We start from the raw sequence: 19,554 nt of genomic DNA, 5'->3' as shown, positions 1-19,554 counted from the left end.
TGGAAATTATTGACGCCTTTTATATATACTATTTTCCTTACTCGATTCAGCCACGAAAGATTTATTTTTTGTTCCTCAATTGTCCGTTTATTGATAATCAATTGTTAAGCAATTGTTTTATTTTCGTATTGGTTATACCAATTGCCCTCAGTACGCCCCCCACCTGCCCGCTTTCGTTATAACGTGATGTTGCAACAGGTTCTTAAAGCCAAAGCGACATATATTGCAACATATGTGACATGCACGGCAGAACCCAGTAACACAGATCTAGAGATGTTTACAGTAATGTAACCTTCCCGTAAAATGCCCTCACACTTTAAACGCCACCCGGTCCCGTGGAATTGAGGTCGTTAAATGAGACTCAGGAAATACAATAAAAGTTTGGGATGGTTGTCATTAATTGCAGGCACTGCATTACTCAGTGGCTGTAATTCTGCGCTGCTTGACCCTAAAGGACAGATTGGACTGGAACAACGGTCATTGATACTGACGGCATTTGGCCTGATGTTGATTGTCGTTATTCCCGCCATCTTGATGGCTGTTGGTTTTGCCTGGAAGTATCGTGCAAGCAATAAAGATGCGAAGTACAGCCCGAACTGGTCACACTCCAATAAAGTGGAAGCTGTGGTCTGGACGGTGCCGATCTTAATCATCATTTTCCTTGCCGTTCTGACCTGGAAAACCACTCACGCTCTTGAGCCAAGCAAACCGCTGGCGCATGACGAGAAGCCCATTACCATCGAAGTGGTTTCCATGGACTGGAAATGGTTCTTCATCTATCCGGAACAGGGTATCGCTACCGTGAATGAAATCGCCTTCCCGGCGAATACTCCGGTTGAATTCAAAGTGACTTCCAACTCCGTGATGAACTCCTTCTTTATCCCGCGTCTGGGTAGCCAGATTTATGCCATGGCAGGTATGCAGACTCGACTGCATCTGATCGCCAACGAAGTCGGTACTTATGATGGTATCTCCGCAAGTTATAGCGGACCAGGCTTCTCCGGTATGAAGTTCAAGGCTATCGCAACAAAGGACCGCGCCGAATTCGACCAATGGGTTGCTAAAGCTAAACAGTCCACGAACACCATGAGCGACATGGCAGCGTTCGAGAAAGTGGCTGCGCCAAGCGAATACAACCAGGTGGAATACTTCTCCAACGTGAAACCGGATTTGTTTAAAGACGTTATTAACAAATTTATGGCTCACGGTAAGAGCATGGACATGACCCAACCCGAAGGTGAGCACAGCGCACACGAAGGAATGGAAGGCATGGACATGAGCCACGCGGAATCCGCTCACTAAGGGGCCGAGGAAGAATACGATGTTCGGAAAATTGACGCTGGATGCAGTTCCGTTCCATGAACCTATTGTCATGGTTACGATTGCTGCCATTATCATCGGTGGTGCGGCCTTACTGGGCCTTATCACTTACTTCGGTAAGTGGACCTACCTGTGGAAAGAGTGGCTGACTTCTGTTGACCACAAACGCCTTGGCATCATGTATGTCATCGTCGCAATCGTCATGTTGATTCGTGGCTTTGCCGACGCCATCATGATGCGTAGTCAGCAAGCGCTGGCTTCTGCAGGTGAAGCGGGCTTCCTGCCACCTCACCACTACGACCAGATCTTCACGGCTCACGGCGTGATTATGATCTTCTTCGTGGCAATGCCATTTGTTATCGGTCTGATGAACCTGGTGGTTCCGCTGCAGATCGGCGCACGTGACGTTGCATTCCCGTTCCTGAACAACCTGAGCTTCTGGTTCACCGTTGTCGGCGTAATCCTGGTTAACCTTTCTCTGGGCGTGGGTGAATTCGCGCAGACCGGTTGGCTGGCGTATCCGCCACTTTCGGGAATAGAGTACAGTCCAAGCGTCGGGGTCGACTATTGGATATGGGCAGTCCAGTTGTCCGGTATTGGTACAACTCTGACCGGTATCAACTTCTTTGTGACCATCATTAAGATGCGTGCACCAGGAATGACCATGTTCAAGATGCCAGTGTTTAGCTGGGCATCTCTGTGTGCAAACATCCTGATTATCGCTTCTTTCCCAATCCTGACGGTTACCGTCGCGTTGCTGACCCTGGATCGCTATCTGGGCACCCATTTCTTTACCAACGATATGGGCGGCAACATGATGATGTACATCAACCTGATTTGGGCCTGGGGCCATCCGGAAGTGTACATTCTGGTTCTGCCAGTCTTCGGTGTGTTCTCCGAAATCGCGGCAACCTTCTCACGTAAACGTCTGTTTGGTTACACCTCGCTGGTGTGGGCAACCGTGTGTATCACCGTTCTGTCGTTCGTTGTTTGGCTGCACCACTTCTTCACCATGGGTGCAGGCGCTAACGTAAACGCCTTCTTCGGTATCACCACCATGATTATCGCCATCCCGACCGGGGTGAAGATCTTCAACTGGCTGTTCACCATGTATCAGGGCCGTATCGTATTCCACTCAGCAATGCTGTGGACGATTGGCTTTATCGTCACCTTCTCAGTCGGCGGCATGACCGGTGTACTGCTGGCGGTGCCGGGTGCGGACTTCGTTCTGCACAACAGTCTGTTCCTGATTGCGCACTTCCATAACGTTATCATCGGCGGCGTCGTATTTGGATGCTTCGCTGGTATGACCTACTGGTGGCCAAAAGCGTTTGGCTTCACGCTGAACGAAACCTGGGGTAAACGCGCATTCTGGTTCTGGATCATCGGCTTCTTCGTAGCATTTATGCCACTGTACGTGCTGGGCTTCATGGGTATGACCCGTCGCCTCAGCCAGCAGATTGATCCACAGTTCCATCCGATGCTGGTCGTTGCCGCCTGCGGCGCCGCGCTGATTGCACTGGGTATCCTGTGCCAGCTGATTCAGATCTTCGTTTCTATTCGCGACCGCGAGCAGAACCGTGACCTGACCGGTGACCCATGGGGTGGTCGTACGCTGGAGTGGGCAACCTCTTCCCCGCCTCCGTTCTATAACTTTGCCGTTGTGCCGCACGTTCACGAGCGTGATGCCTTCTGGGAAATGAAAGAAAAAGGTGAAGCGTACAAGCAGCCTGCGCACTATGAAGAAATTCATATGCCGAAGAACAGCGGTGCCGGTATCGTCATTACCGCCTTCGCAACACTGTTTGGTTTCGCCATGATCTGGCATATCTGGTGGCTGGCGATTGCAAGCTTCGCAGGCATGATCATCAGCTGGATTGTGAAAAGCTTTGATGAAGACGTGGATTACTACGTGCCGGTCCCGGAAGTCGAAAAACTGGAAAACCAGCATTTCGATGAGATTACTAAGGCAGGGCTGAAAAATGGCAACTGATACTTTAACGCACGCGACTGCCCACGCGCACGAACACGGGCACCACGATGCAGGCCAGACCAAGATCTTCGGATTCTGGGTCTACCTGATGAGCGACTGCATTCTGTTCTCTATTCTGTTTGCAACCTATGCCGTTCTGGTGAACGGCACCGCAGGTGGCCCGACAGGTAAGGACATTTTTGAACTGCCGTTCGTTCTGGTTGAAACATTCCTGCTGTTATTCAGCTCCATTACTTACGGCATGGCAGCGATTGCCATGTACAAGAACAACAAGAGCCAGGTTATCTCCTGGCTGGCGTTGACCTTCTTGTTCGGTGCCGGATTCATCGGGATGGAACTCTATGAATTCCATCACCTGATTGTTAACGGTATGGGCCCGGATCGCAGCGGCTTCCTGTCTGCGTTCTTCGCGCTGGTCGGTACGCACGGTCTGCACGTCACCTCCGGTCTTATCTGGATGGCGGTGCTGATGGTGCAAGTTGCTCGTCGCGGTCTGACCAGTACTAACCGTACCCGCATCATGTGCCTGAGCCTGTTCTGGCACTTCCTGGATGTGGTGTGGATCTGTGTGTTCACTGTTGTTTATCTGATGGGGGCGATGTAATGAGTCATTCTAACGAGAGCGGCGGCGCATCCCATGGCAGCGTAAAAACCTACATGACAGGTTTTATCCTGTCGATCATCCTGACGGTCATTCCGTTTTGGATGGTGATGACAGGTTCTGCCTCACCGGCCGTCATTCTGGGAACTATTCTGGCAATGGCAGTGGTACAGATTCTGGTGCACCTGGTGTGCTTCCTGCACATGAATAGCAAATCTGATGAAGGTTGGAACATGACGGCCTTTGTCTTTACTGTGCTAATCATCGCCATCCTGGTTGTGGGCTCCATCTGGATTATGTGGAACCTTAACTACAACATGATGATGCACTAAGAGCGGCGATTATGATGTTTAAGCAATACCTGCAAGTAACGAAACCAGGCATCATCTTTGGCAACCTGATCTCGGTGATTGGGGGATTCCTGCTGGCCTCGAAAGGCAGCATTGATTATCCCCTGTTTATCTACACGCTGGTTGGGGTGTCACTGGTTGTGGCGTCGGGTTGTGTATTTAACAACTACATCGACAGGGATATCGACAGGAAGATGGAGAGGACCAAAAACCGCGTGCTGGTTAAAGGTCTGATTTCCCCTGCGGTCTCGCTGGTATACGCCACCCTGCTGGGTATTGCTGGCTTTATGCTGCTGTGGTTTGGCGCGAACCCTCTGGCCTGCTGGCTGGGGGTAATGGGCTTCGTGGTCTATGTGGGCGTTTATAGCCTGTACATGAAGCGCCATTCCGTTTATGGCACGCTGATTGGCTCACTCTCCGGCGCTGCGCCGCCGGTGATTGGCTACTGTGCCGTAACCGGTGAGTTCGATAGCGGTGCGCTGATTCTGCTGGCTATTTTCAGCCTGTGGCAGATGCCGCACTCTTACGCGATTGCGATTTTCCGCTTCAAGGATTATCAGGCTGCCAACATCCCGGTACTGCCGGTGGTGAAAGGTATTTCGGTCGCGAAGAACCATATCACGCTGTACATCGTGGCGTTTGCTATCGCCACGCTGATGCTAACCCTGGGCGGCTATGCAGGTTATAAATACCTGATTGTTGCAGCGGCGGTGAGCGTCTGGTGGTTGGGCATGGCGCTGCGTGGTTATAAAGTGGAAGATGACAGAGTCTGGGCGCGCAAGCTGTTCGGTTTCTCCATCATTGCCATTACCGCGCTCAGCGTAATGATGTCCGTCGACTTTATGGTGCCAAACTCGCAGAACCTGCTGACTTACGTCTGGTAAGTTAATCGTCATACCTTCTATGCCGGATGGCGGCTGACGCCTTATCCGGCCTACAAAAAAGCACATAGCTTGTAGGCCGGATAAGTTACGTTCAGATCGCTATCCGGCATTTTCGTCTCCAGCCGACGCCCCTCACAACCCCAACATTTGTTAATAAAGCGCATATTTACCCAGCCTGCTTAGCGCTTTACACTAGGCGCGAAATTAATACAGAGGTGGGAATGAACGATTACAAAATGACGCCCGGTGAGTTGCGCGCCACCTGGGGTTTAGGGACCGTATTCTCGTTGCGCATGCTTGGCATGTTTATGGTCCTGCCGGTTCTGACCACTTACGGTATGGCGCTACAGGGTGCCAGCGAAGCGCTGATAGGCCTTGCCATCGGCATATATGGTCTGGCTCAAGCCGTCTTCCAGATCCCCTTTGGCCTGCTCTCTGACCGCATTGGTCGTAAGCCACTTATCGTCGGCGGGCTGGCGGTATTCGTTCTCGGCAGCATAATTGCTGCTCTCTCCGATTCAATCTGGGGCATTATTCTTGGTCGGGCTTTACAAGGCTCTGGCGCGATTGCTGCTGCCGTAATGGCGCTACTTTCCGACTTAACCCGTGAGCAAAACCGTACCAAAGCAATGGCGTTTATCGGCGTCAGCTTTGGTATCACCTTCGCCATTGCGATGGTGCTGGGACCAATCGTTACCCATGCGCTGGGGCTACACGCGTTGTTCTGGATGATTGCAGCCCTTGCTACCACGGGTATCGTGCTGACCATTTGGGTCGTTCCCAATAGCACTACCCACGTGCTGAACCGCGAGTCGGGCATGGTAAAAGGCAGCTTCAGCAAAGTGCTGGCAGAGCCCAAACTGCTGAAGCTCAACTTTGGCATCATGTGTCTGCACATATTGCTGATGTCCACCTTCGTCGCCTTACCAGGTCAACTGGCGAAAGCAGGCTTCCCCGCCGCAGAGCACTGGAAAATTTATCTGGTGACGATGCTGCTGTCCTTTGTTTCCGTAGTGCCGTTCATCATTTACGCCGAAGTGAAGCGCCGCATGAAACGCGTGTTCCTCGCCTGCGTGTTACTGATACTTATTGCAGAGATTGTATTGTGGAGCGCTAACGTGCGTTTCTGGGGGTTGATTGCGGGCGTGCAGATATTCTTCCTCGCCTTCAACCTGATGGAAGCCCTCCTCCCCTCGCTTATCAGTAAAGAGTCTCCGGCTGGCTATAAAGGCACGGCAATGGGCGTTTACTCCACCAGCCAGTTTCTTGGCGTGGCGATTGGCGGTTCGCTCGGCGGTTGGGTGGTTGAAATGTTTGATGGTCAGGCCGTATTCCTGGCCGGTGCGCTTCTGGCGGCAGTGTGGTTATTGGTGGCGAGTACAATGAAAGAGCCGCCGTATGTCAGCAGCCTGCGGGTGGAAATCCCACCTGAAATTGCTGCGGATGACACCCTGAAGCAGCGTCTGCTGGCTAAAGAAGGGATAAGCGAAGTGTTAATTGTCGCGAAAGAACATTCGGCCTACGTGAAAATCGACAGCAAAGTCACCAATCGATTTGAGGTTGAGCAGGCCATCAGCCAGGCGTGAAGATGAGATTTGTCAGATGGCGGCTTACGCCATCTGACATAACGACTTAATCGCGGAAGTTCTTGAACTGGAACGGTTGACCGAGGTCGCCGCCGCGAACCAGTGCCATGACGGATTGCAGGTCGTCACGCGCCTTGCCGGTTACACGGATTTCTTCGCCCTGAATCTGCGCCTGCACCTTCAGTTTGCTGTCTTTGATCAGCTTAACGATTTTCTTTTGCACTGCGCTTTCAATGCCTTGTTTCAGCTTAGCTTCAACAAACCAGGTTTTACCGCTGTGCACGAAGGTTTCTGGTACGTCCAGCGACGTGCCTTCAATACCGCGTTTGAGCAGCTTGGCACGCAGAATATCCAGCAACTGATTGACCTGGAAATCAGACTCGCTCAGCACCTTAATCGTCTTATTTGACTCATTCAGCTCAAAAGTCGCTTCAACGCCACGAAAATCAAAGCGTGACTCCACTTCGCGGCTGGCGTTATCTACCGCGTTACGGGCTTCCTGAAGATCAACTTCAGAGACAATATCGAAAGATGGCATCTTTTCCTCTCCCTTCATTTTTGATGCGAAGCATAATACCTGCAAAGTTACCCAACAGACAGCGCTATACTAGGCTGTATCCTTTAATTGTACGTGGTACTGATACCTGCGAACAATAATGGGGTACGGCCGATATGGATTAACACCTGGTGCTGTTGCAGGTGAGGAGGAAGAATGAAAATTACCGTACTGGGATGTGGAGCGCTAGGACAGCTTTGGCTTACCGCGCTATGCAAACATGGACATGAGGTGCAAGGGTGGCTACGCGTACCGCAACCCTATTGCAGCGTAAACCTGATCGACACGGATGGGTCAGTTTTTAATGAATCCCTGACGGCAAACGACCCCGACTTTTTGGCAAAAAGCGACCTGCTACTGGTCACCCTGAAAGCCTGGCAGGTTTCTGATGCGGTAAAAGGCCTGGCCGCAATTCTGCCTGAAACTACTCCCATTCTGCTGATTCACAACGGCATGGGGACAATTGAAGAGCTGCATAACATTAAGCAACCTCTGCTGATAGGCACCACCACCCACGCGGCACGCCGTGACGGCAACGTCATCATTCATGTCGCTCAGGGAACAACGCGCATTGGTCCTGCGCGTGAACAAGACGGTGATTTCAGTTATCTGGCTGAAGTCCTGCAAGAGGTGCTACCGGACGTCGCCTGGCACGACACTATTCGCGCCGAGCTGTGGCGAAAGCTGGCCGTCAACTGCGTCATTAACCCGCTGACCGCATTATGGGATTGCCCAAACGGCGAGTTACGCCATCATCCTGAAAAAATAGCACTCATCTGCGAGGAAGTGGCCGCGGTCATTGAACGCGAAGGCCACCACACATCTGTGGATGATTTACGCTATTATGTCGAGCAAGTGATTGACAGTACGGCGGAAAATATCTCATCAATGCTGCAAGACATTCGTGCCCTGCGTCATACAGAGATCGACTACATTACCGGATATTTGTTAAAACGCGCCCGCGCGCACGGCATCGCCGTCCCGGAAAACGCCCAACTGTTTGAAATGGTAAAGAGAAAGGAAAGTGAGTATGAGCGCTCAAGCACTGGTATGTCTCGCCCCTGGTAGTGAAGAGACCGAAGCGGTCACCACTATCGATCTGCTGGTGCGCGGCGGAATTAAGGTCACGACCGCCAGCGTCGCCAGCGATGGCGACCTGGCGATCGTGTGCTCACGCGGAGTGAAGCTGCTAGCGGATGCGCCATTAGTCGAAGTTGCTGACGGCGATTTCGACATTATCGTGCTGCCGGGCGGTATTAAAGGCGCCGAGTGTTTTCGCGACAGCCCGCTGCTTATCGAAACCGTGAAACAGTTTCATCGTTCCGGGCGCATTGTCGCGGCAATTTGCGCCGCGGCCGCCACCGTACTCGTCCCACACGATATTTTCCCCATCGGTAACATGACCGGTTTTCCGGCGCTGAAAGACCAAATTCCCGCTGACCAGTGGCAGGACAAGCGCGTCGTATGGGATCCTCGCGTCAACCTGTTAACCAGCCAGGGACCGGGGACTTCCATTGATTTCGGTTTGAAAATCATTGATCTTCTGGTGAGTCGCGAAAAAGCTCACGAGGTGGCGTCACAACTGGTGATGGCCGCGGGAATCTATAACTACTACGAGTAAATCTTCGAGCCACTCCCTTATAAGGAATCATAATGAAAGGATATCTGAGTGGAGTGGCTTTACTGCTCCTTTCCGGTTATGCCACAGCGACGCAACTCGAAATAAAGAGTATTGAATATCGCTATCCCGGAAGCACTGAAATGCAGTATCGCTTGCCATGGTTTTCCTCGACGGATAACCCCAAAGTTGCAAAACGCATTAACGATTATATTTTCGCAAGCTTTATCAATCAGCTACCGGGCAATACTCCACAGGCCACAGTAAATCAGTTTGCGAAATCAGCCATGAATCCCACCGCAAACCTTGACTACACGGTTGAGTATCGCGACGCAAAAATCCTGACCATGAATATGTTTATCGAAGGTTGCGGGGCGTATTGCGAGTCGTACAATGTGCCGATCAGCTTCGATTTAGCCAGCGGTGCGGCAATTACCCTTAACGATCTCTTTTCCCGGGCTACAATCGCCGAATTAAACACCCGCACCAGAAAAGATATCCGCGGCCAAATCGATACCTTTGTTACGGCGCATAATTCGCAAACACCAGAACAAATAAAAGAAGAGAAAGGTGAAGATTTTAACTATGCCGAATTCTACGCATCGTGCGCAACCTACACCGACGGTTTGTACTACATCGACAAATTCTCCCTGCAAAAAGACCATCTGGCTTTCCTGAACGGACGCTGTAGCAACCACGCCAGCCGTGCGCTCGACGAGTTGGGTGATTTCACAACGAAAATCCCAACCACGGAACTGCAAAATCGACTCACACCGTACGGCCAATATCTGACTACCGCAAAGAGTACAACACCAGTTTCGCCAGCGCCCGGCATTGACGGCAAAGTCATGTACGGCACGCTGGGAAAAAGCATGCGTATTGTATTGAAGGTGGACTGCAAATACGGTGATTTTTTTGAAGGGGCTTACTTTTACCAAAAATTTGGCGCACCGATTGAATTGACCGGCAAATGCGACACAGACGACAATCAACATTATGAACTGAAGACATCTGCGGCTGAACAATCGCAAGAGAAGATAACGCTGGAGTTAAAAGACGGTGTCTATCAGGGGGTCTGGGAGTCGAACGGGAAGACGCTTCCCGTTCGTTTTGAATAATATCGTTATATTGCCGGATGGCGGCGTAACCGCCTTATCCGGCCTACAACACGATGTTTACTCAATTACGGGCGATACACCTTCACGTTCTCAAAGCCCTGCTCGCGCAGATAAAGCGCCTGCAGACGGCTCATCACCCCGCGTTCACACCACAGCAGCCAGGTTTTACTCTGGTCCAGATCGCCGAATTTAGTGCTCAGCTTGTAGAATGGCAGAGAAACGACGTCCACACCTTCAACCTTCAGCGGTTTATCATCCTGTTCATCCACAGAACGGATATCAAGGATTACGTCATTCGGGCCGAAACCGCTCACGGTTTCCACTTCTACCACGGTCTGCTGCGTCTGCTGGGCGATATCGCGAATATCGATATTGTTCGCTTCTTCAACCACTTTATCGAGGATAGAGAAATCGAAGTTTTCTTCTTCGGCCTCAATCTTCGCTTTGATCGCTTTCACCGTCGGGCTTTTTGAAATTACACCGCAGTATTCCGGCATGGTACGGGCAAAGTCTTCGGTGCCAATTTCACGCGCCAGATTGATGATGTGCTCTTTATCATGGGAGATAAGCGGGCGCAGGATCAGGGTGTCAGAAACGTTATCGATCAGACGCAGGTTGGTCAGCGTCTGGCTGGACACCTGGCCCAGTGCTTCACCGGTTACCAGCGCCTGTACGCCGTAGCGCTCAGCGACTTTCGACGCCGCGCGAACCATCATACGTTTGAGAACCACGCCCATCTGGCCGTCATCAACTTTCTCCAGGATCTCACCGACCACCGGTTCAAAGTTGATAGCAACAAAACGCACGCGATGCGAACTACCGAAGCGATTCCACAGGTAATGCGCCACCTGGCGAACGCCGATTTCATGCGCTGCGCCGCCAAGGTTAAAGAAGCAATAGTGTACACGGCAGCCGCGACGCATCAGCATGTAGCTGGATACACCAGAGTCGAAACCGCCGGAAATCAGCGACAGTACGTCTTCCTGCGTCCCAATCGGGAAACCACCAATACCTTCATAGCGGCCTTTAACCAGCAGCAGACGGTCGTTTTCGATTTCAAGATTAACGGTCACATCCGGCTTCGTCAGCTTCACGCGTGCAGATTCAATATGTTGGTTCAGTCCACCGCCAACATAACGTTCCACCTCAATGGAGCTAAACTCATGCTTCCCACGACGCTTCACGCGAACACAGAAGGTTTTACCTTCCAGTTGATCGCGATACTGAACCAGTGCTTTCTCGAAAATATCGTGCATATCGGTAAACGGCACGTCTTCTACTTCGAGAATGTGGTGGATACCCGGAATACGGGTCAGCGCGTCGCGAATATCCAGGCGCTGGCTTTCATCTTTAGCGCGAACCTCAACGTGATCCCAGTGACGAACAACGGCAAGGTCTTCATCATAGTGCTTTAAAACGTTACGAATGTTCCCTGTCAGAATTTTTATAAAGCGCAAACGCACAGATTGGCTTTTGATGGTGATTTCTGGGAACAATTTAATGATAAACTTCATGGCGGCAATGGTTCTTAGGCAAGTCTGAATGACTTGTAATGGAAAAAAATACAGCAGCCCATACCCGCGACTGCATCCAGGCGCGCAAGTATATCACCATCACGCGGCTACTGTGCACATTGCGCGTTATTTGCTTATCAGTGCGAGTCCGTTACCATAGTCTTGTGCTGCCAATACAGAGAGTCAGACATTCATTATGCCGAAGAAAAATGAAGCGCCCGCCAGTTTTGAAACCGCGCTGAGCGAGCTGGAACAAATTGTTACCCGTCTGGAAGGCGGCGACCTGCCGTTAGAAGAAGCGTTGAACGAATTCGAACGTGGCGTACAGTTAGCGCGTCAGGGACAGGTCAAATTGCAACAGGCTGAACAGCGCGTACAAATCCTGCTGTCAGATACTGAAGACGCCGCCCTTACGCCTTTTACACCGGATAATGAGTAAATGGATTTTACGCAGCAGCTACAGGCTTGCGTTGAGCAGGCAAACCAGGCACTGAGCCGTTTTATCGCGCCACTGCCCTTTCAGAACACTCCCGTGGTCGAAACCATGCAATATGGCGCATTATTAGGCGGTAAACGTCTGCGCCCGTTCCTGGTGTATGCGACTGGTCAGATGTTTGGTGTCAGCCTGAGTACGCTTGATGCTCCCGCTGCCGCCGTCGAATGCATTCATGCCTATTCGCTGATGCACGATGATTTGCCCGCGATGGATGACGATGACCTGCGACGCGGTCTGCCGACTTGCCACGTAAAATTTGGCGAGGCAAATGCGATCCTGGCCGGAGATGCGCTACAAACGCTGGCATTCTCCATTATCAGCGACGCCCCAATGCCGGAAGTCACTGACCGTGACCGCATCGCGATGATCTCTGAACTGGCTCAGGCCAGCGGCATCGCCGGTATGTGCGGCGGCCAGGCACTGGATCTGGAAGCTGAAGGTCATCAGGTTGAGCTGGATGCACTAGAGCGGATTCACCGCCATAAAACCGGAGCATTGATTCGCGCCGCCGTGCGTTTGGGGGCGTTAAGTGCTGGCGATAAAGGGCGAGAATGCCTGCCAATACTCGACAAATACGCAGAAAGCATCGGTCTGGCTTTCCAGGTTCAGGATGACATCCTGGATGTGGTAGGCGATACTGCAACATTGGGTAAACGTCAGGGTGCTGACCAGCAGCTTGGCAAAAGTACCTATCCTGCACTTCTGGGTCTTGAGCAAGCCCAGAATAAAGCCCGGGATTTAATCGAGGATGCCCGCCAGTCACTAAGTCTGCTGGCCGCACAGTCACTCGATACCTCGGCACTGGAAGCGCTAGCGGACTACATAATCCAGCGTGATAAATAAACCAACATATCCCATGAGCTTGCGATGAGTTTTGATATAGCCAAATACCCGACCCTGGCGCTGGTCGACTCCACCCAGGAGTTACGTCTGCTGCCAAAAGAGAGCCTGCCAAAGCTTTGCGACGAACTGCGCCGCTATTTGCTCGACAGCGTAAGCCGTTCCAGCGGGCACTTCGCCTCTGGTCTGGGCACGGTGGAACTCACCGTCGCGCTGCACTATGTCTACAACACCCCGTTTGACCAGTTAATCTGGGATGTGGGACATCAGGCTTATCCGCACAAAATTCTGACCGGTCGCCGCGATAAAATCGGCACCATTCGTCAGAAAGGCGGCCTGCATCCGTTCCCATGGCGCGGTGAAAGCGAGTATGACGTACTGAGCGTTGGGCACTCTTCTACCTCCATCAGCGCAGGTATCGGTATTGCCGTTGCCGCCGAGAAAGAAGGTAAAGAGCGCCGTACCGTGTGTGTGATTGGTGATGGTGCCATCACCGCAGGGATGGCGTTTGAAGCGATGAACCACGCGGGCGATATTAGGCCCGACATGCTGGTTATCCTCAACGACAACGAAATGTCGATTTCAGAGAACGTTGGCGCGCTGAACAATCATCTGGCACAGCTGCTCTCTGGCAAACTCTACTCCTCGCTGCGCGAAGGCGGGAAGAAAGTCTTCTCCGGCGTGCCGCCGATTAAAGAACTGCTCAAACGTACCGAAGAACACATTAAAGGTATGGTTGTGCCGGGGACTCTGTTTGAAGAACTGGGCTTTAACTATATCGGTCCGGTGGACGGTCACGACGTGCTGGGGCTTATTACTACGCTCAAAAACATGCGCGATCTGAAAGGCCCGCAGTTCCTGCACATCATGACCAAAAAGGGTCGTGGCTATGAGCCTGCGGAAAAAGATCCGATTACGTTCCACGCGGTACCCAAATTCGATCCGTCCAGCGGATGCCTGCCGAAAAGCAGCGGCGGTCTGCCGAGCTATTCAAAAATTTTCGGTGACTGGCTGTGCGAGACCGCAGCGAAAGACAATAAGCTGATGGCAATCACCCCGGCGATGCGCGAAGGTTCCGGAATGGTGGAGTTTTCACGTAAGTTCCCGGATCGCTATTTCGATGTGGCGATTGCCGAGCAGCACGCAGTGACGTTTGCTGCCGGTCTGGCGATTGGCGGCTACAAGCCGGTGGTAGCCATTTACTCGACCTTCCTGCAACGCGCCTACGATCAGGTGCTGCACGATGTAGCCATCCAGAAACTGCCGGTCCTGTTTGCCGTTGACCGGGCAGGGATTGTTGGCGCAGATGGACAAACCCACCAGGGGGCGTTCGATCTCTCCTTCCTGCGCTGCATCCCGGAAATGGTCATCATGACCCCGAGTGATGAAAACGAATGCCGCCAGATGCTGTTCACCGGCTATCACTACAACGATGGTCCAACGGTCGTGCGCTACCCACGCGGTAACGCGGTAGGCGTTGAGCTGACCCCGCTGGAACAACTGCCAATTGGTAAAGGCATCGTGAAACGTCACGGGGAAAAAGTGGCGATTCTCAACTTCGGCACCCTGATGCCGGAAGCCGCTCAGGTCGCAGAGTCGCTGAACGCCACGCTGGTCGATATGCGCTTTGTAAAACCACTGGATGAAACGTTGATCCTTGAAATGGCTGCCCAACACGAGGTGCTGGTTACCATTGAAGAGAACGCCATTATGGGTGGTGCTGGCAGCGGCGTAAACGAAGTGCTGATGGCCCATCGTAAGCCCGTCCCGGTGCTGAACATTGGCCTACCAGACTTCTTCATCCCGCAGGGAACTCAGGATGAAGCCCGTGCCGATCTGGGTTTGAATGCCGCCGGAATTGAGACCAAAATCAAGGCCTGGCTGGCATAATCCCCTCCCCGCTCCTGCTATGCTTAATTCATCACGAGCTAAGCAGGAGTGGATTGATGAAATACAACATCTTAGGAAAAACCGACCTACGGGTCTCCCGCCTTTGCCTGGGTTGCATGACATTTGGCGAACCCAATCGCGGCAATCACGCCTGGACGCTACCTGAAGAAAGCAGCCGCCCGATAATCAAACACGCCCTTGAGGGTGGCATTAACTTTTTCGATACCGCCAACAGCTACTCCGCTGGCAGCAGCGAAGAGATTGTCGGCCGCGCGCTGCGTGATTTCGCCCGCCGCGAAGATGTCGTGGTCGCTACCAAGGTTTTTCACCAGGTTGATGATTTAGCGGAAGGATTATCCCGCGCACAAATTCTGCGCTCAATCGACGATAGCCTCAGACGCCTGGGTATGGACTATGTGGACATCCTGCAAATTCACCGCTGGGATTACAACACGCCAATCGAAGAAACGCTGGAGGCTCTAAACGACATCGTGAAAGCCGGTAAAGCTCGCTATATTGGCGCCTCATCCATGCACGCTTCGCAGTTTGCCCAGGCTCTGGCCTTACAGAAGCAACACGGCTGGGCGCAGTTCGTCAGCATGCAGGATCACTACAACCTAATCTACCGCGAAGAAGAACGCGAAATGCTGCCGCTTTGCTATCAGGAAGGCGTGGCCGTTATCCCATGGAGCCCGCTGGCGCGCGGTCGCCTGACGCGTCCCTGGGGAGAAACGACCGCACGTCTGGTTTCCGATGAAGTCGGTAAAAATTTGTACAACGAGAGCGATGAAAACGACGCGCAAATCGCCGCACGACTGACCGGTGTCAGTGAGGAGTTGGGTGTAACGCGGGCACAGGTTGCGCTGGCCTGGCTGCTGAGCAAACCCGGCGTGGCAGCGCCAATTATTGGTTCTTCACGTGAGGAACAGCTGGATGAGTTGCTCAACGCGGTAGATTTAACGTTGAAGCCGGAGCAGATTGCCGAGCTGGAAACGCCGTACAAACAGCATCCGGTGGTGGGATTTAAATAAGCGAGGTTGTAGATTGTAGGCCGGATAAGCATAGCGCATCCGGCACTGATCGCCCGATGTCGCGGCGCTTATCGGGCCTACAATAGCCGCTGAAAAGGGTTAAATGATACCTACCGGCCAGTGATGACCGATAAAATACAAAATTCCGGCAGAGAGTATCCCGGCCACAATATCGTCGATCATGATCCCCGTCCCGCCATGCACGTTGCGATCGAACCAACGAATCGGCCACGGCTTCCACATATCCAGAATACGGAAAATCACAAATCCGGCGGCAACCCACTGCCAGTCGTTGGTCGGCAGCGCCATCAGGGTAATCCACATCCCGACAAACTCGTCCCAGACAATGCTACCGTGATCGTGCACGCCCATATCTTTCGCCGTTTGATGGCACAGATAAACGCCGATACAGATAGATAACATCACCACCAGCGAATACAGCTGCCACGGCAGAAAGGTCATTAAATACCAAAAAGGGATCGCCGCCAGCGATCCCATCGTGCCAGGAACAATTGGGCTTAGCCCACTGCCAAAGCCGGTGGCTAACAGGTGCCACGGATTGCGCATGTTCAAACGGCTTTTGGCGACATCTTTTTTAAGGCGCGGCAAAATGGTCATATCCTTTCCAGTCAAACGTGACGGGTTTTCCATCGCGCGTGAAGTGAATGCCTTCCACATCGGCGCTCATCTGCCCAATGCAGGTAAACGCTGCGCCGAGATTTCCTAGCGCCACGTCCAGCGCACCACGATTAATTTCCGGTACGGTAAAGCATAACTCATAATCTTCGCCACCCGCGAGCGCCCAGCGCAGGGCCTGTTCCGGCTCAACGTGCTGTGACAATGCCGTGGAGTATGGCAGCGCCTCAACATTAACCCGCGCGCCACAGCCGCTGGCATTAACGATGTGTCCCAAATCGGAAATCAGGCCATCGGAGAGATCGATAGCCGCACTGGCCAGATCGCGCAGGGCTTGTCCCTGCAAAATACGCGGCGTGGGACGCAGATGGCGTTGCAGAAGATAGTCCGCGTCTGTTTCATCTGCAACCTGCAATCGGTTCTGCAAAATCGCCAGCCCGGCCGCACTGTCGCCCGGCGTGCCGGTAACATAAATCCAGTCACCCGGTTTCGCGCCAGAGCGTTTTAAGGCCCGCCCAACGGGGACGTAGCCATGAATACCCAGCGTCATCGACAGCGGCCCACGCGTGGTGTCACCGCCAATCAGCTGCATATCATAGTAATTGAGGAGTTCAAACAGGCCATCGCTGAAGGCTTCCAGCCAGGCTTCATCGACGTCAGGTAACGTGAGCGCCAGCGTCAGCCACGCAGGATCCGCCCCCATCGCCGCCAGATCGCTCAAATTCACCGCCAGTGCTTTCCAGGCGAGATCGGTCGGATCAATGTCGGGGAGAAAGTGGTTGCCTGCCACCAGCGTATCGGTACTGATCGCCAGCGTTTGTTTTTCAGGGATGTTCAGAAGTGCGCAGTCGTCACCAATACCGGTTTCGACATCAAGACGAGAAGTTCTTACGCGGTCAAAATAACGGGCAATCAGGGAAAACTCGCCACATGCCATACGTTATGCCTCAGCAGAAAAAAAAGAAAAAGCCGGGGACAGCGGAAACAGGTTCCACCATCCAGCCGGCCTCGGGATTACTTTTTGTTGGGGCGAATCACAGGTGCTGCTTTATCCAGTACGCCGTTCACGAATTTGTGGCTATCTTCAGCGCCGAAGGTTTTTGCCAGTTCAATCGCTTCGTTGATGGCCACTTTGTACGGCACATCACTACGTTTAGACAATTCAAACAGCGCAATACGCAGTACGGCTTTTTCTACCTGACCCAGCTCTTCCAACAGACGAGACAGGTAAGGCTTCATTAATCCATCCAGGTACGCGCTGTTAGTCGCCACCCCGGACAGCAGTTCACGGAAATACAGAACGTCGACATCTTTAACGTCCTGTTCCGCCAGGAACTGGTATTCAACATCAGCGATGTCGTTCTGGGACAACTGCCAGGAGTAGAGCGCCTGGACGGCACACTCACGGGCGCGGCGACGAGCAGCAGGTTTCACGGATTTCCCCTTACAAAAATCAGGCCTTGATGGCTTTCAATACATTAATCATTTCAAGCGCAGTCAGTGCAGCTTCTGCGCCTTTGTTACCGGCTTTAGTGCCAGCACGTTCGATGGCTTGTTCAATACTTTCGGTGGTCAGAACACCGAAGGCTACCGGAATGCCACTGTCCTGAGCGACATGCGCCAGGCCATTGCTTGCACCGCCAGCCACATATTCGAAGTGCGCGGTACCGCCACGGATCACCGTACCGAGCGCAATCACCGCGTCGTATTTACCGGTTTTTGCCAGTGCGTCAGCCGCCAGTGGCAGCTCATATGCACCAGGAACCCAAACAACGGTAATGTTTTCATCTTTAACCTGGCCAATACGTTTCAGGGCGTCGATAGCACCTTCCAGCAGGCTGTCATTGATAAAGTTGTTGAAACGCGCAATGGTGATGGCGACGCGAGCGTCCGGGGTAGCAACGTTAGCTTCAATAATGTTCATATTCTTCCTTCGGGTTCGATTTATGGCCCCGTAAGGGGGGCGGATTTTATCATAATATTCTGTGCGCTGCTTCCTCTAAATCAGAAAGCCTCACGCAGTCGTTAAATGCAGGCAAACGTCCGGGCCCACTTGGCGTATCTCATTGAATTTGAAATGGGGTGCGTCAGCCAGTTTCTCAAGGCCTGGAAGCACACATAATCCTCTCGCATCGCTGCCTAACAGTTTAGGCGCAACATACACGATTAGCTCATCGACCAAACCGGCCTGTAATAATGCCCCGGCGAGCGTTGGGCCTGCTTCAACCCAAATGCTGTTAATTTGCTGTTTGCCCAGTTGCATCATTAGCACCACCAGATCCAGATGCCCGTTATGTTCCGGCACCTTCAGGCTGCGCACCGTCTCCGGCCAGCTACGAGGGTCGTCTTCAGTCCGGACAATCCAGGTTTCTCCAGGCTGTTGCACAATTCGGTGCGCCGGTGTGACCTGATTCTGGCTATCAAGAACAATGCGGATTGGCTGACGCAGCTCTTCCTGCGGGTAACTCGCCTGAGTTGACTCCCCAAGCTCCGACCAACGCACGGTAAGCTGAGGGTCGTCTGCCAGCACCGTAGCACTGCTGGTTAAAATGGCATGGCTTTGCGCGCGCAAGCGTTGCACATCGCGGCGCGCCTGTGGCGAGGTGATCCACTGGCTTTCACCGCTGGCCATCGCAGTACGGCCATCAAGCGACGCGCCAAGCTTAAGCTGAAGATACGGGAATCCCGTACGCATGCGCTTGAGGAAACCTTTATTCAGTTGCTCAACTTCGCTCATCATCAGCCCGTGGCTGACGTCGATACCCGCCTGCTGCAAACGGTAGAGCCCACGTCCTGCGACCTGCGGATTGGGATCCTGCATCGCCGCAACCACACGCGACACCCCCGCCGCAATCAGCGCATCGCAACACGGCGGCGTACGACCATGATGACTACAGGGTTCAAGCGTCACGTAGGCAGTTGCCCCCTGCGCTTTTTCTCCAGCCATCCGCAGAGCATGAACTTCGGCATGCGGTTCGCCCGCGCGGTGATGATATCCCTCACCGACGATCTCCCCATCTTTCACAATCACGCAGCCCACGTTGGGGTTGGGGTGAGTGGTAAAACGTCCGCGCGCAGCAAGCTTTAGCGCGCGCGCCATGTACAATTCATCCTGCATGGC

At 52.9% G+C, this 19,554-nt stretch carries 20 protein-coding genes; 13 read left to right on the top strand and 7 right to left on the bottom strand.

Features of this window, described 5'->3' with window-relative positions:
- Positions 1-354 precede the first annotated feature (354 nt).
- The 6 genes from cyoA (at position 355) to OGY08_RS03315 (ending at position 6,734) form a co-directional block, all read left to right on the top strand.
- Positions 355-1,302, top strand: a complete 948-nt coding sequence (gene cyoA, locus OGY08_RS03340; RefSeq protein WP_032942534.1) for a cytochrome o ubiquinol oxidase subunit II — start codon at positions 355-357, stop codon at positions 1,300-1,302.
- Between the two features lie 19 nt (positions 1,303-1,321).
- Positions 1,322-3,313, top strand: coding sequence for a cytochrome o ubiquinol oxidase subunit I (gene cyoB / locus OGY08_RS03335; RefSeq protein WP_003831008.1), 1,992 nt, complete (start codon positions 1,322-1,324; stop codon positions 3,311-3,313).
- Positions 3,303-3,917 carry a cytochrome o ubiquinol oxidase subunit III gene (locus OGY08_RS03330; protein ID WP_003831007.1) on the top strand — a complete coding sequence of 205 codons (615 nt, stop codon included), beginning with the start codon at positions 3,303-3,305 and terminating at the stop codon, positions 3,915-3,917. Before cyoB ends, OGY08_RS03330 begins: the two co-directional genes overlap by 11 nt.
- Positions 3,917-4,246: a cytochrome o ubiquinol oxidase subunit IV gene (locus OGY08_RS03325; protein ID WP_003831006.1), complete on the top strand. Its 330-nt coding sequence runs from the start codon at positions 3,917-3,919 to the stop codon at positions 4,244-4,246. Before OGY08_RS03330 ends, OGY08_RS03325 begins: the two co-directional genes overlap by 1 nt.
- A gap of 11 nt (positions 4,247-4,257) precedes the next feature.
- A complete protein-coding gene (gene cyoE, locus OGY08_RS03320; RefSeq protein WP_003831005.1) occupies positions 4,258-5,148 on the top strand; it encodes a heme o synthase in 891 nt (296 codons plus the stop codon).
- Between the two features lie 221 nt (positions 5,149-5,369).
- Positions 5,370-6,734: an MFS transporter gene (locus tag OGY08_RS03315; RefSeq protein ID WP_071445875.1), complete on the top strand. Its 1,365-nt coding sequence runs from the start codon at positions 5,370-5,372 to the stop codon at positions 6,732-6,734.
- Between the two features lie 46 nt (positions 6,735-6,780).
- Here the strand turns inward: OGY08_RS03315 and OGY08_RS03310 are convergent, their stop codons facing one another.
- Positions 6,781-7,272, bottom strand: a complete 492-nt coding sequence (locus OGY08_RS03310) for a YajQ family cyclic di-GMP-binding protein (RefSeq protein WP_003831002.1) — start codon at positions 7,270-7,272, stop codon at positions 6,781-6,783.
- Positions 7,273-7,446: 174 nt separating this feature from the next.
- Between OGY08_RS03310 and panE the strand changes: the two genes are divergently transcribed.
- The 3 genes from panE to OGY08_RS03295 are packed head-to-tail and all read left to right on the top strand — an operon-like array spanning position 7,447 to position 10,026.
- Complete coding sequence (gene panE / locus OGY08_RS03305; protein WP_032942532.1) at positions 7,447-8,358, top strand: 2-dehydropantoate 2-reductase; 912 nt, start codon at positions 7,447-7,449, stop codon at positions 8,356-8,358.
- Positions 8,321-8,911 (top strand): protein deglycase YajL, encoded by a 591-nt coding sequence (gene yajL, locus OGY08_RS03300; RefSeq protein ID WP_032942530.1) that lies wholly within the window; start codon positions 8,321-8,323, stop codon positions 8,909-8,911. Before panE ends, yajL begins: the two co-directional genes overlap by 38 nt.
- A 32-nt stretch (positions 8,912-8,943) precedes the next feature.
- Positions 8,944-10,026 carry a hypothetical protein gene (locus OGY08_RS03295; RefSeq protein ID WP_032942529.1) on the top strand — a complete coding sequence of 361 codons (1,083 nt, stop codon included), beginning with the start codon at positions 8,944-8,946 and terminating at the stop codon, positions 10,024-10,026.
- Positions 10,027-10,091: 65 nt separating this feature from the next.
- Here OGY08_RS03295 and thiI read toward each other — a convergent pair whose 3' ends face one another.
- Complete coding sequence (thiI, locus tag OGY08_RS03290; protein WP_008783933.1) at positions 10,092-11,540, bottom strand: tRNA uracil 4-sulfurtransferase ThiI; 1,449 nt, start codon at positions 11,538-11,540, stop codon at positions 10,092-10,094.
- A gap of 196 nt (positions 11,541-11,736) precedes the next feature.
- Here thiI and xseB point away from each other — a divergent pair, with 196 nt between their 5' ends.
- Genes xseB through yajO form a run of 4 tightly spaced genes read left to right on the top strand, consistent with a single transcriptional unit; the run spans position 11,737 to position 15,797 of the window.
- On the top strand, positions 11,737-11,979 hold the full coding sequence (xseB, locus tag OGY08_RS03285) for an exodeoxyribonuclease VII small subunit (RefSeq protein WP_003021586.1): 243 nt from the start codon (positions 11,737-11,739) through the stop codon (positions 11,977-11,979).
- Positions 11,980-12,879, top strand: coding sequence for a (2E,6E)-farnesyl diphosphate synthase (ispA, locus tag OGY08_RS03280; RefSeq protein ID WP_008783932.1), 900 nt, complete (start codon positions 11,980-11,982; stop codon positions 12,877-12,879).
- 24 nt (positions 12,880-12,903) lie between these two features.
- Positions 12,904-14,766, top strand: a complete 1,863-nt coding sequence (gene dxs, locus OGY08_RS03275) for a 1-deoxy-D-xylulose-5-phosphate synthase (protein ID WP_003830996.1) — start codon at positions 12,904-12,906, stop codon at positions 14,764-14,766.
- A 56-nt stretch (positions 14,767-14,822) separates the two neighbouring features.
- A complete protein-coding gene (gene yajO / locus OGY08_RS03270) occupies positions 14,823-15,797 on the top strand; it encodes a 1-deoxyxylulose-5-phosphate synthase YajO (protein ID WP_125362847.1) in 975 nt (324 codons plus the stop codon).
- A 99-nt stretch (positions 15,798-15,896) separates the two neighbouring features.
- On the opposite strand, the gene pgpA is transcribed toward yajO, so the two are convergent.
- The 5 genes from pgpA to ribD form a co-directional block, all read right to left on the bottom strand.
- Positions 15,897-16,415, bottom strand: coding sequence for a phosphatidylglycerophosphatase A (gene pgpA, locus OGY08_RS03265; protein ID WP_003830993.1), 519 nt, complete (start codon positions 16,413-16,415; stop codon positions 15,897-15,899).
- Positions 16,393-17,370 (bottom strand): thiamine-phosphate kinase, encoded by a 978-nt coding sequence (thiL, locus tag OGY08_RS03260; protein ID WP_125362846.1) that lies wholly within the window; start codon positions 17,368-17,370, stop codon positions 16,393-16,395. The genes pgpA and thiL overlap by 23 nt, the downstream gene beginning before the upstream one ends.
- Before the next feature lie 77 nt (positions 17,371-17,447).
- Positions 17,448-17,867 carry a transcription antitermination factor NusB gene (gene nusB, locus OGY08_RS03255; protein WP_000801129.1) on the bottom strand — a complete coding sequence of 140 codons (420 nt, stop codon included), beginning with the start codon at positions 17,865-17,867 and terminating at the stop codon, positions 17,448-17,450.
- A 19-nt stretch (positions 17,868-17,886) separates the two neighbouring features.
- Positions 17,887-18,357 (bottom strand): 6,7-dimethyl-8-ribityllumazine synthase, encoded by a 471-nt coding sequence (gene ribH / locus OGY08_RS03250; RefSeq protein ID WP_003021575.1) that lies wholly within the window; start codon positions 18,355-18,357, stop codon positions 17,887-17,889.
- A gap of 90 nt (positions 18,358-18,447) precedes the next feature.
- On the bottom strand, positions 18,448-19,551 hold the full coding sequence (gene ribD / locus OGY08_RS03245; RefSeq protein ID WP_008783929.1) for a bifunctional diaminohydroxyphosphoribosylaminopyrimidine deaminase/5-amino-6-(5-phosphoribosylamino)uracil reductase RibD: 1,104 nt from the start codon (positions 19,549-19,551) through the stop codon (positions 18,448-18,450).
- Between the last annotated feature and the right edge of the window lie 3 nt (positions 19,552-19,554).

This window comes from Citrobacter sp. Cpo069 (genome assembly GCF_030332785.1).
Classification (GTDB): Bacteria; Pseudomonadota; Gammaproteobacteria; order Enterobacterales; family Enterobacteriaceae; genus Citrobacter; species Citrobacter portucalensis.
Note: the sequence above shows the minus strand (reverse complement) of the source record. Positions and strands in the feature narration are given on the sequence as shown.

Coding starts and splice junctions, on each gene's coding strand:
- cyoA (WP_032942534.1), top strand. CDS start 355: ATGAGACTCAGGAAATACAATAAAAGTTTGGGATGGTTGTCATTAATT.
- cyoB (WP_003831008.1), top strand. CDS start 1,322: ATGTTCGGAAAATTGACGCTGGATGCAGTTCCGTTCCATGAACCTATT.
- OGY08_RS03330 (WP_003831007.1), top strand. CDS start 3,303: ATGGCAACTGATACTTTAACGCACGCGACTGCCCACGCGCACGAACAC.
- OGY08_RS03325 (WP_003831006.1), top strand. CDS start 3,917: ATGAGTCATTCTAACGAGAGCGGCGGCGCATCCCATGGCAGCGTAAAA.
- cyoE (WP_003831005.1), top strand. CDS start 4,258: ATGATGTTTAAGCAATACCTGCAAGTAACGAAACCAGGCATCATCTTT.
- OGY08_RS03315 (WP_071445875.1), top strand. CDS start 5,370: ATGAACGATTACAAAATGACGCCCGGTGAGTTGCGCGCCACCTGGGGT.
- OGY08_RS03310 (WP_003831002.1), bottom strand. CDS start 7,272: ATGCCATCTTTCGATATTGTCTCTGAAGTTGATCTTCAGGAAGCCCGT.
- panE (WP_032942532.1), top strand. CDS start 7,447: ATGAAAATTACCGTACTGGGATGTGGAGCGCTAGGACAGCTTTGGCTT.
- yajL (WP_032942530.1), top strand. CDS start 8,321: ATGAGCGCTCAAGCACTGGTATGTCTCGCCCCTGGTAGTGAAGAGACC.
- OGY08_RS03295 (WP_032942529.1), top strand. CDS start 8,944: ATGAAAGGATATCTGAGTGGAGTGGCTTTACTGCTCCTTTCCGGTTAT.
- thiI (WP_008783933.1), bottom strand. CDS start 11,540: ATGAAGTTTATCATTAAATTGTTCCCAGAAATCACCATCAAAAGCCAA.
- xseB (WP_003021586.1), top strand. CDS start 11,737: ATGCCGAAGAAAAATGAAGCGCCCGCCAGTTTTGAAACCGCGCTGAGC.
- ispA (WP_008783932.1), top strand. CDS start 11,980: ATGGATTTTACGCAGCAGCTACAGGCTTGCGTTGAGCAGGCAAACCAG.
- dxs (WP_003830996.1), top strand. CDS start 12,904: ATGAGTTTTGATATAGCCAAATACCCGACCCTGGCGCTGGTCGACTCC.
- yajO (WP_125362847.1), top strand. CDS start 14,823: ATGAAATACAACATCTTAGGAAAAACCGACCTACGGGTCTCCCGCCTT.
- pgpA (WP_003830993.1), bottom strand. CDS start 16,415: ATGACCATTTTGCCGCGCCTTAAAAAAGATGTCGCCAAAAGCCGTTTG.
- thiL (WP_125362846.1), bottom strand. CDS start 17,370: ATGGCATGTGGCGAGTTTTCCCTGATTGCCCGTTATTTTGACCGCGTA.
- ribH (WP_003021575.1), bottom strand. CDS start 18,357: ATGAACATTATTGAAGCTAACGTTGCTACCCCGGACGCTCGCGTCGCC.
- ribD (WP_008783929.1), bottom strand. CDS start 19,551: ATGCAGGATGAATTGTACATGGCGCGCGCGCTAAAGCTTGCTGCGCGC.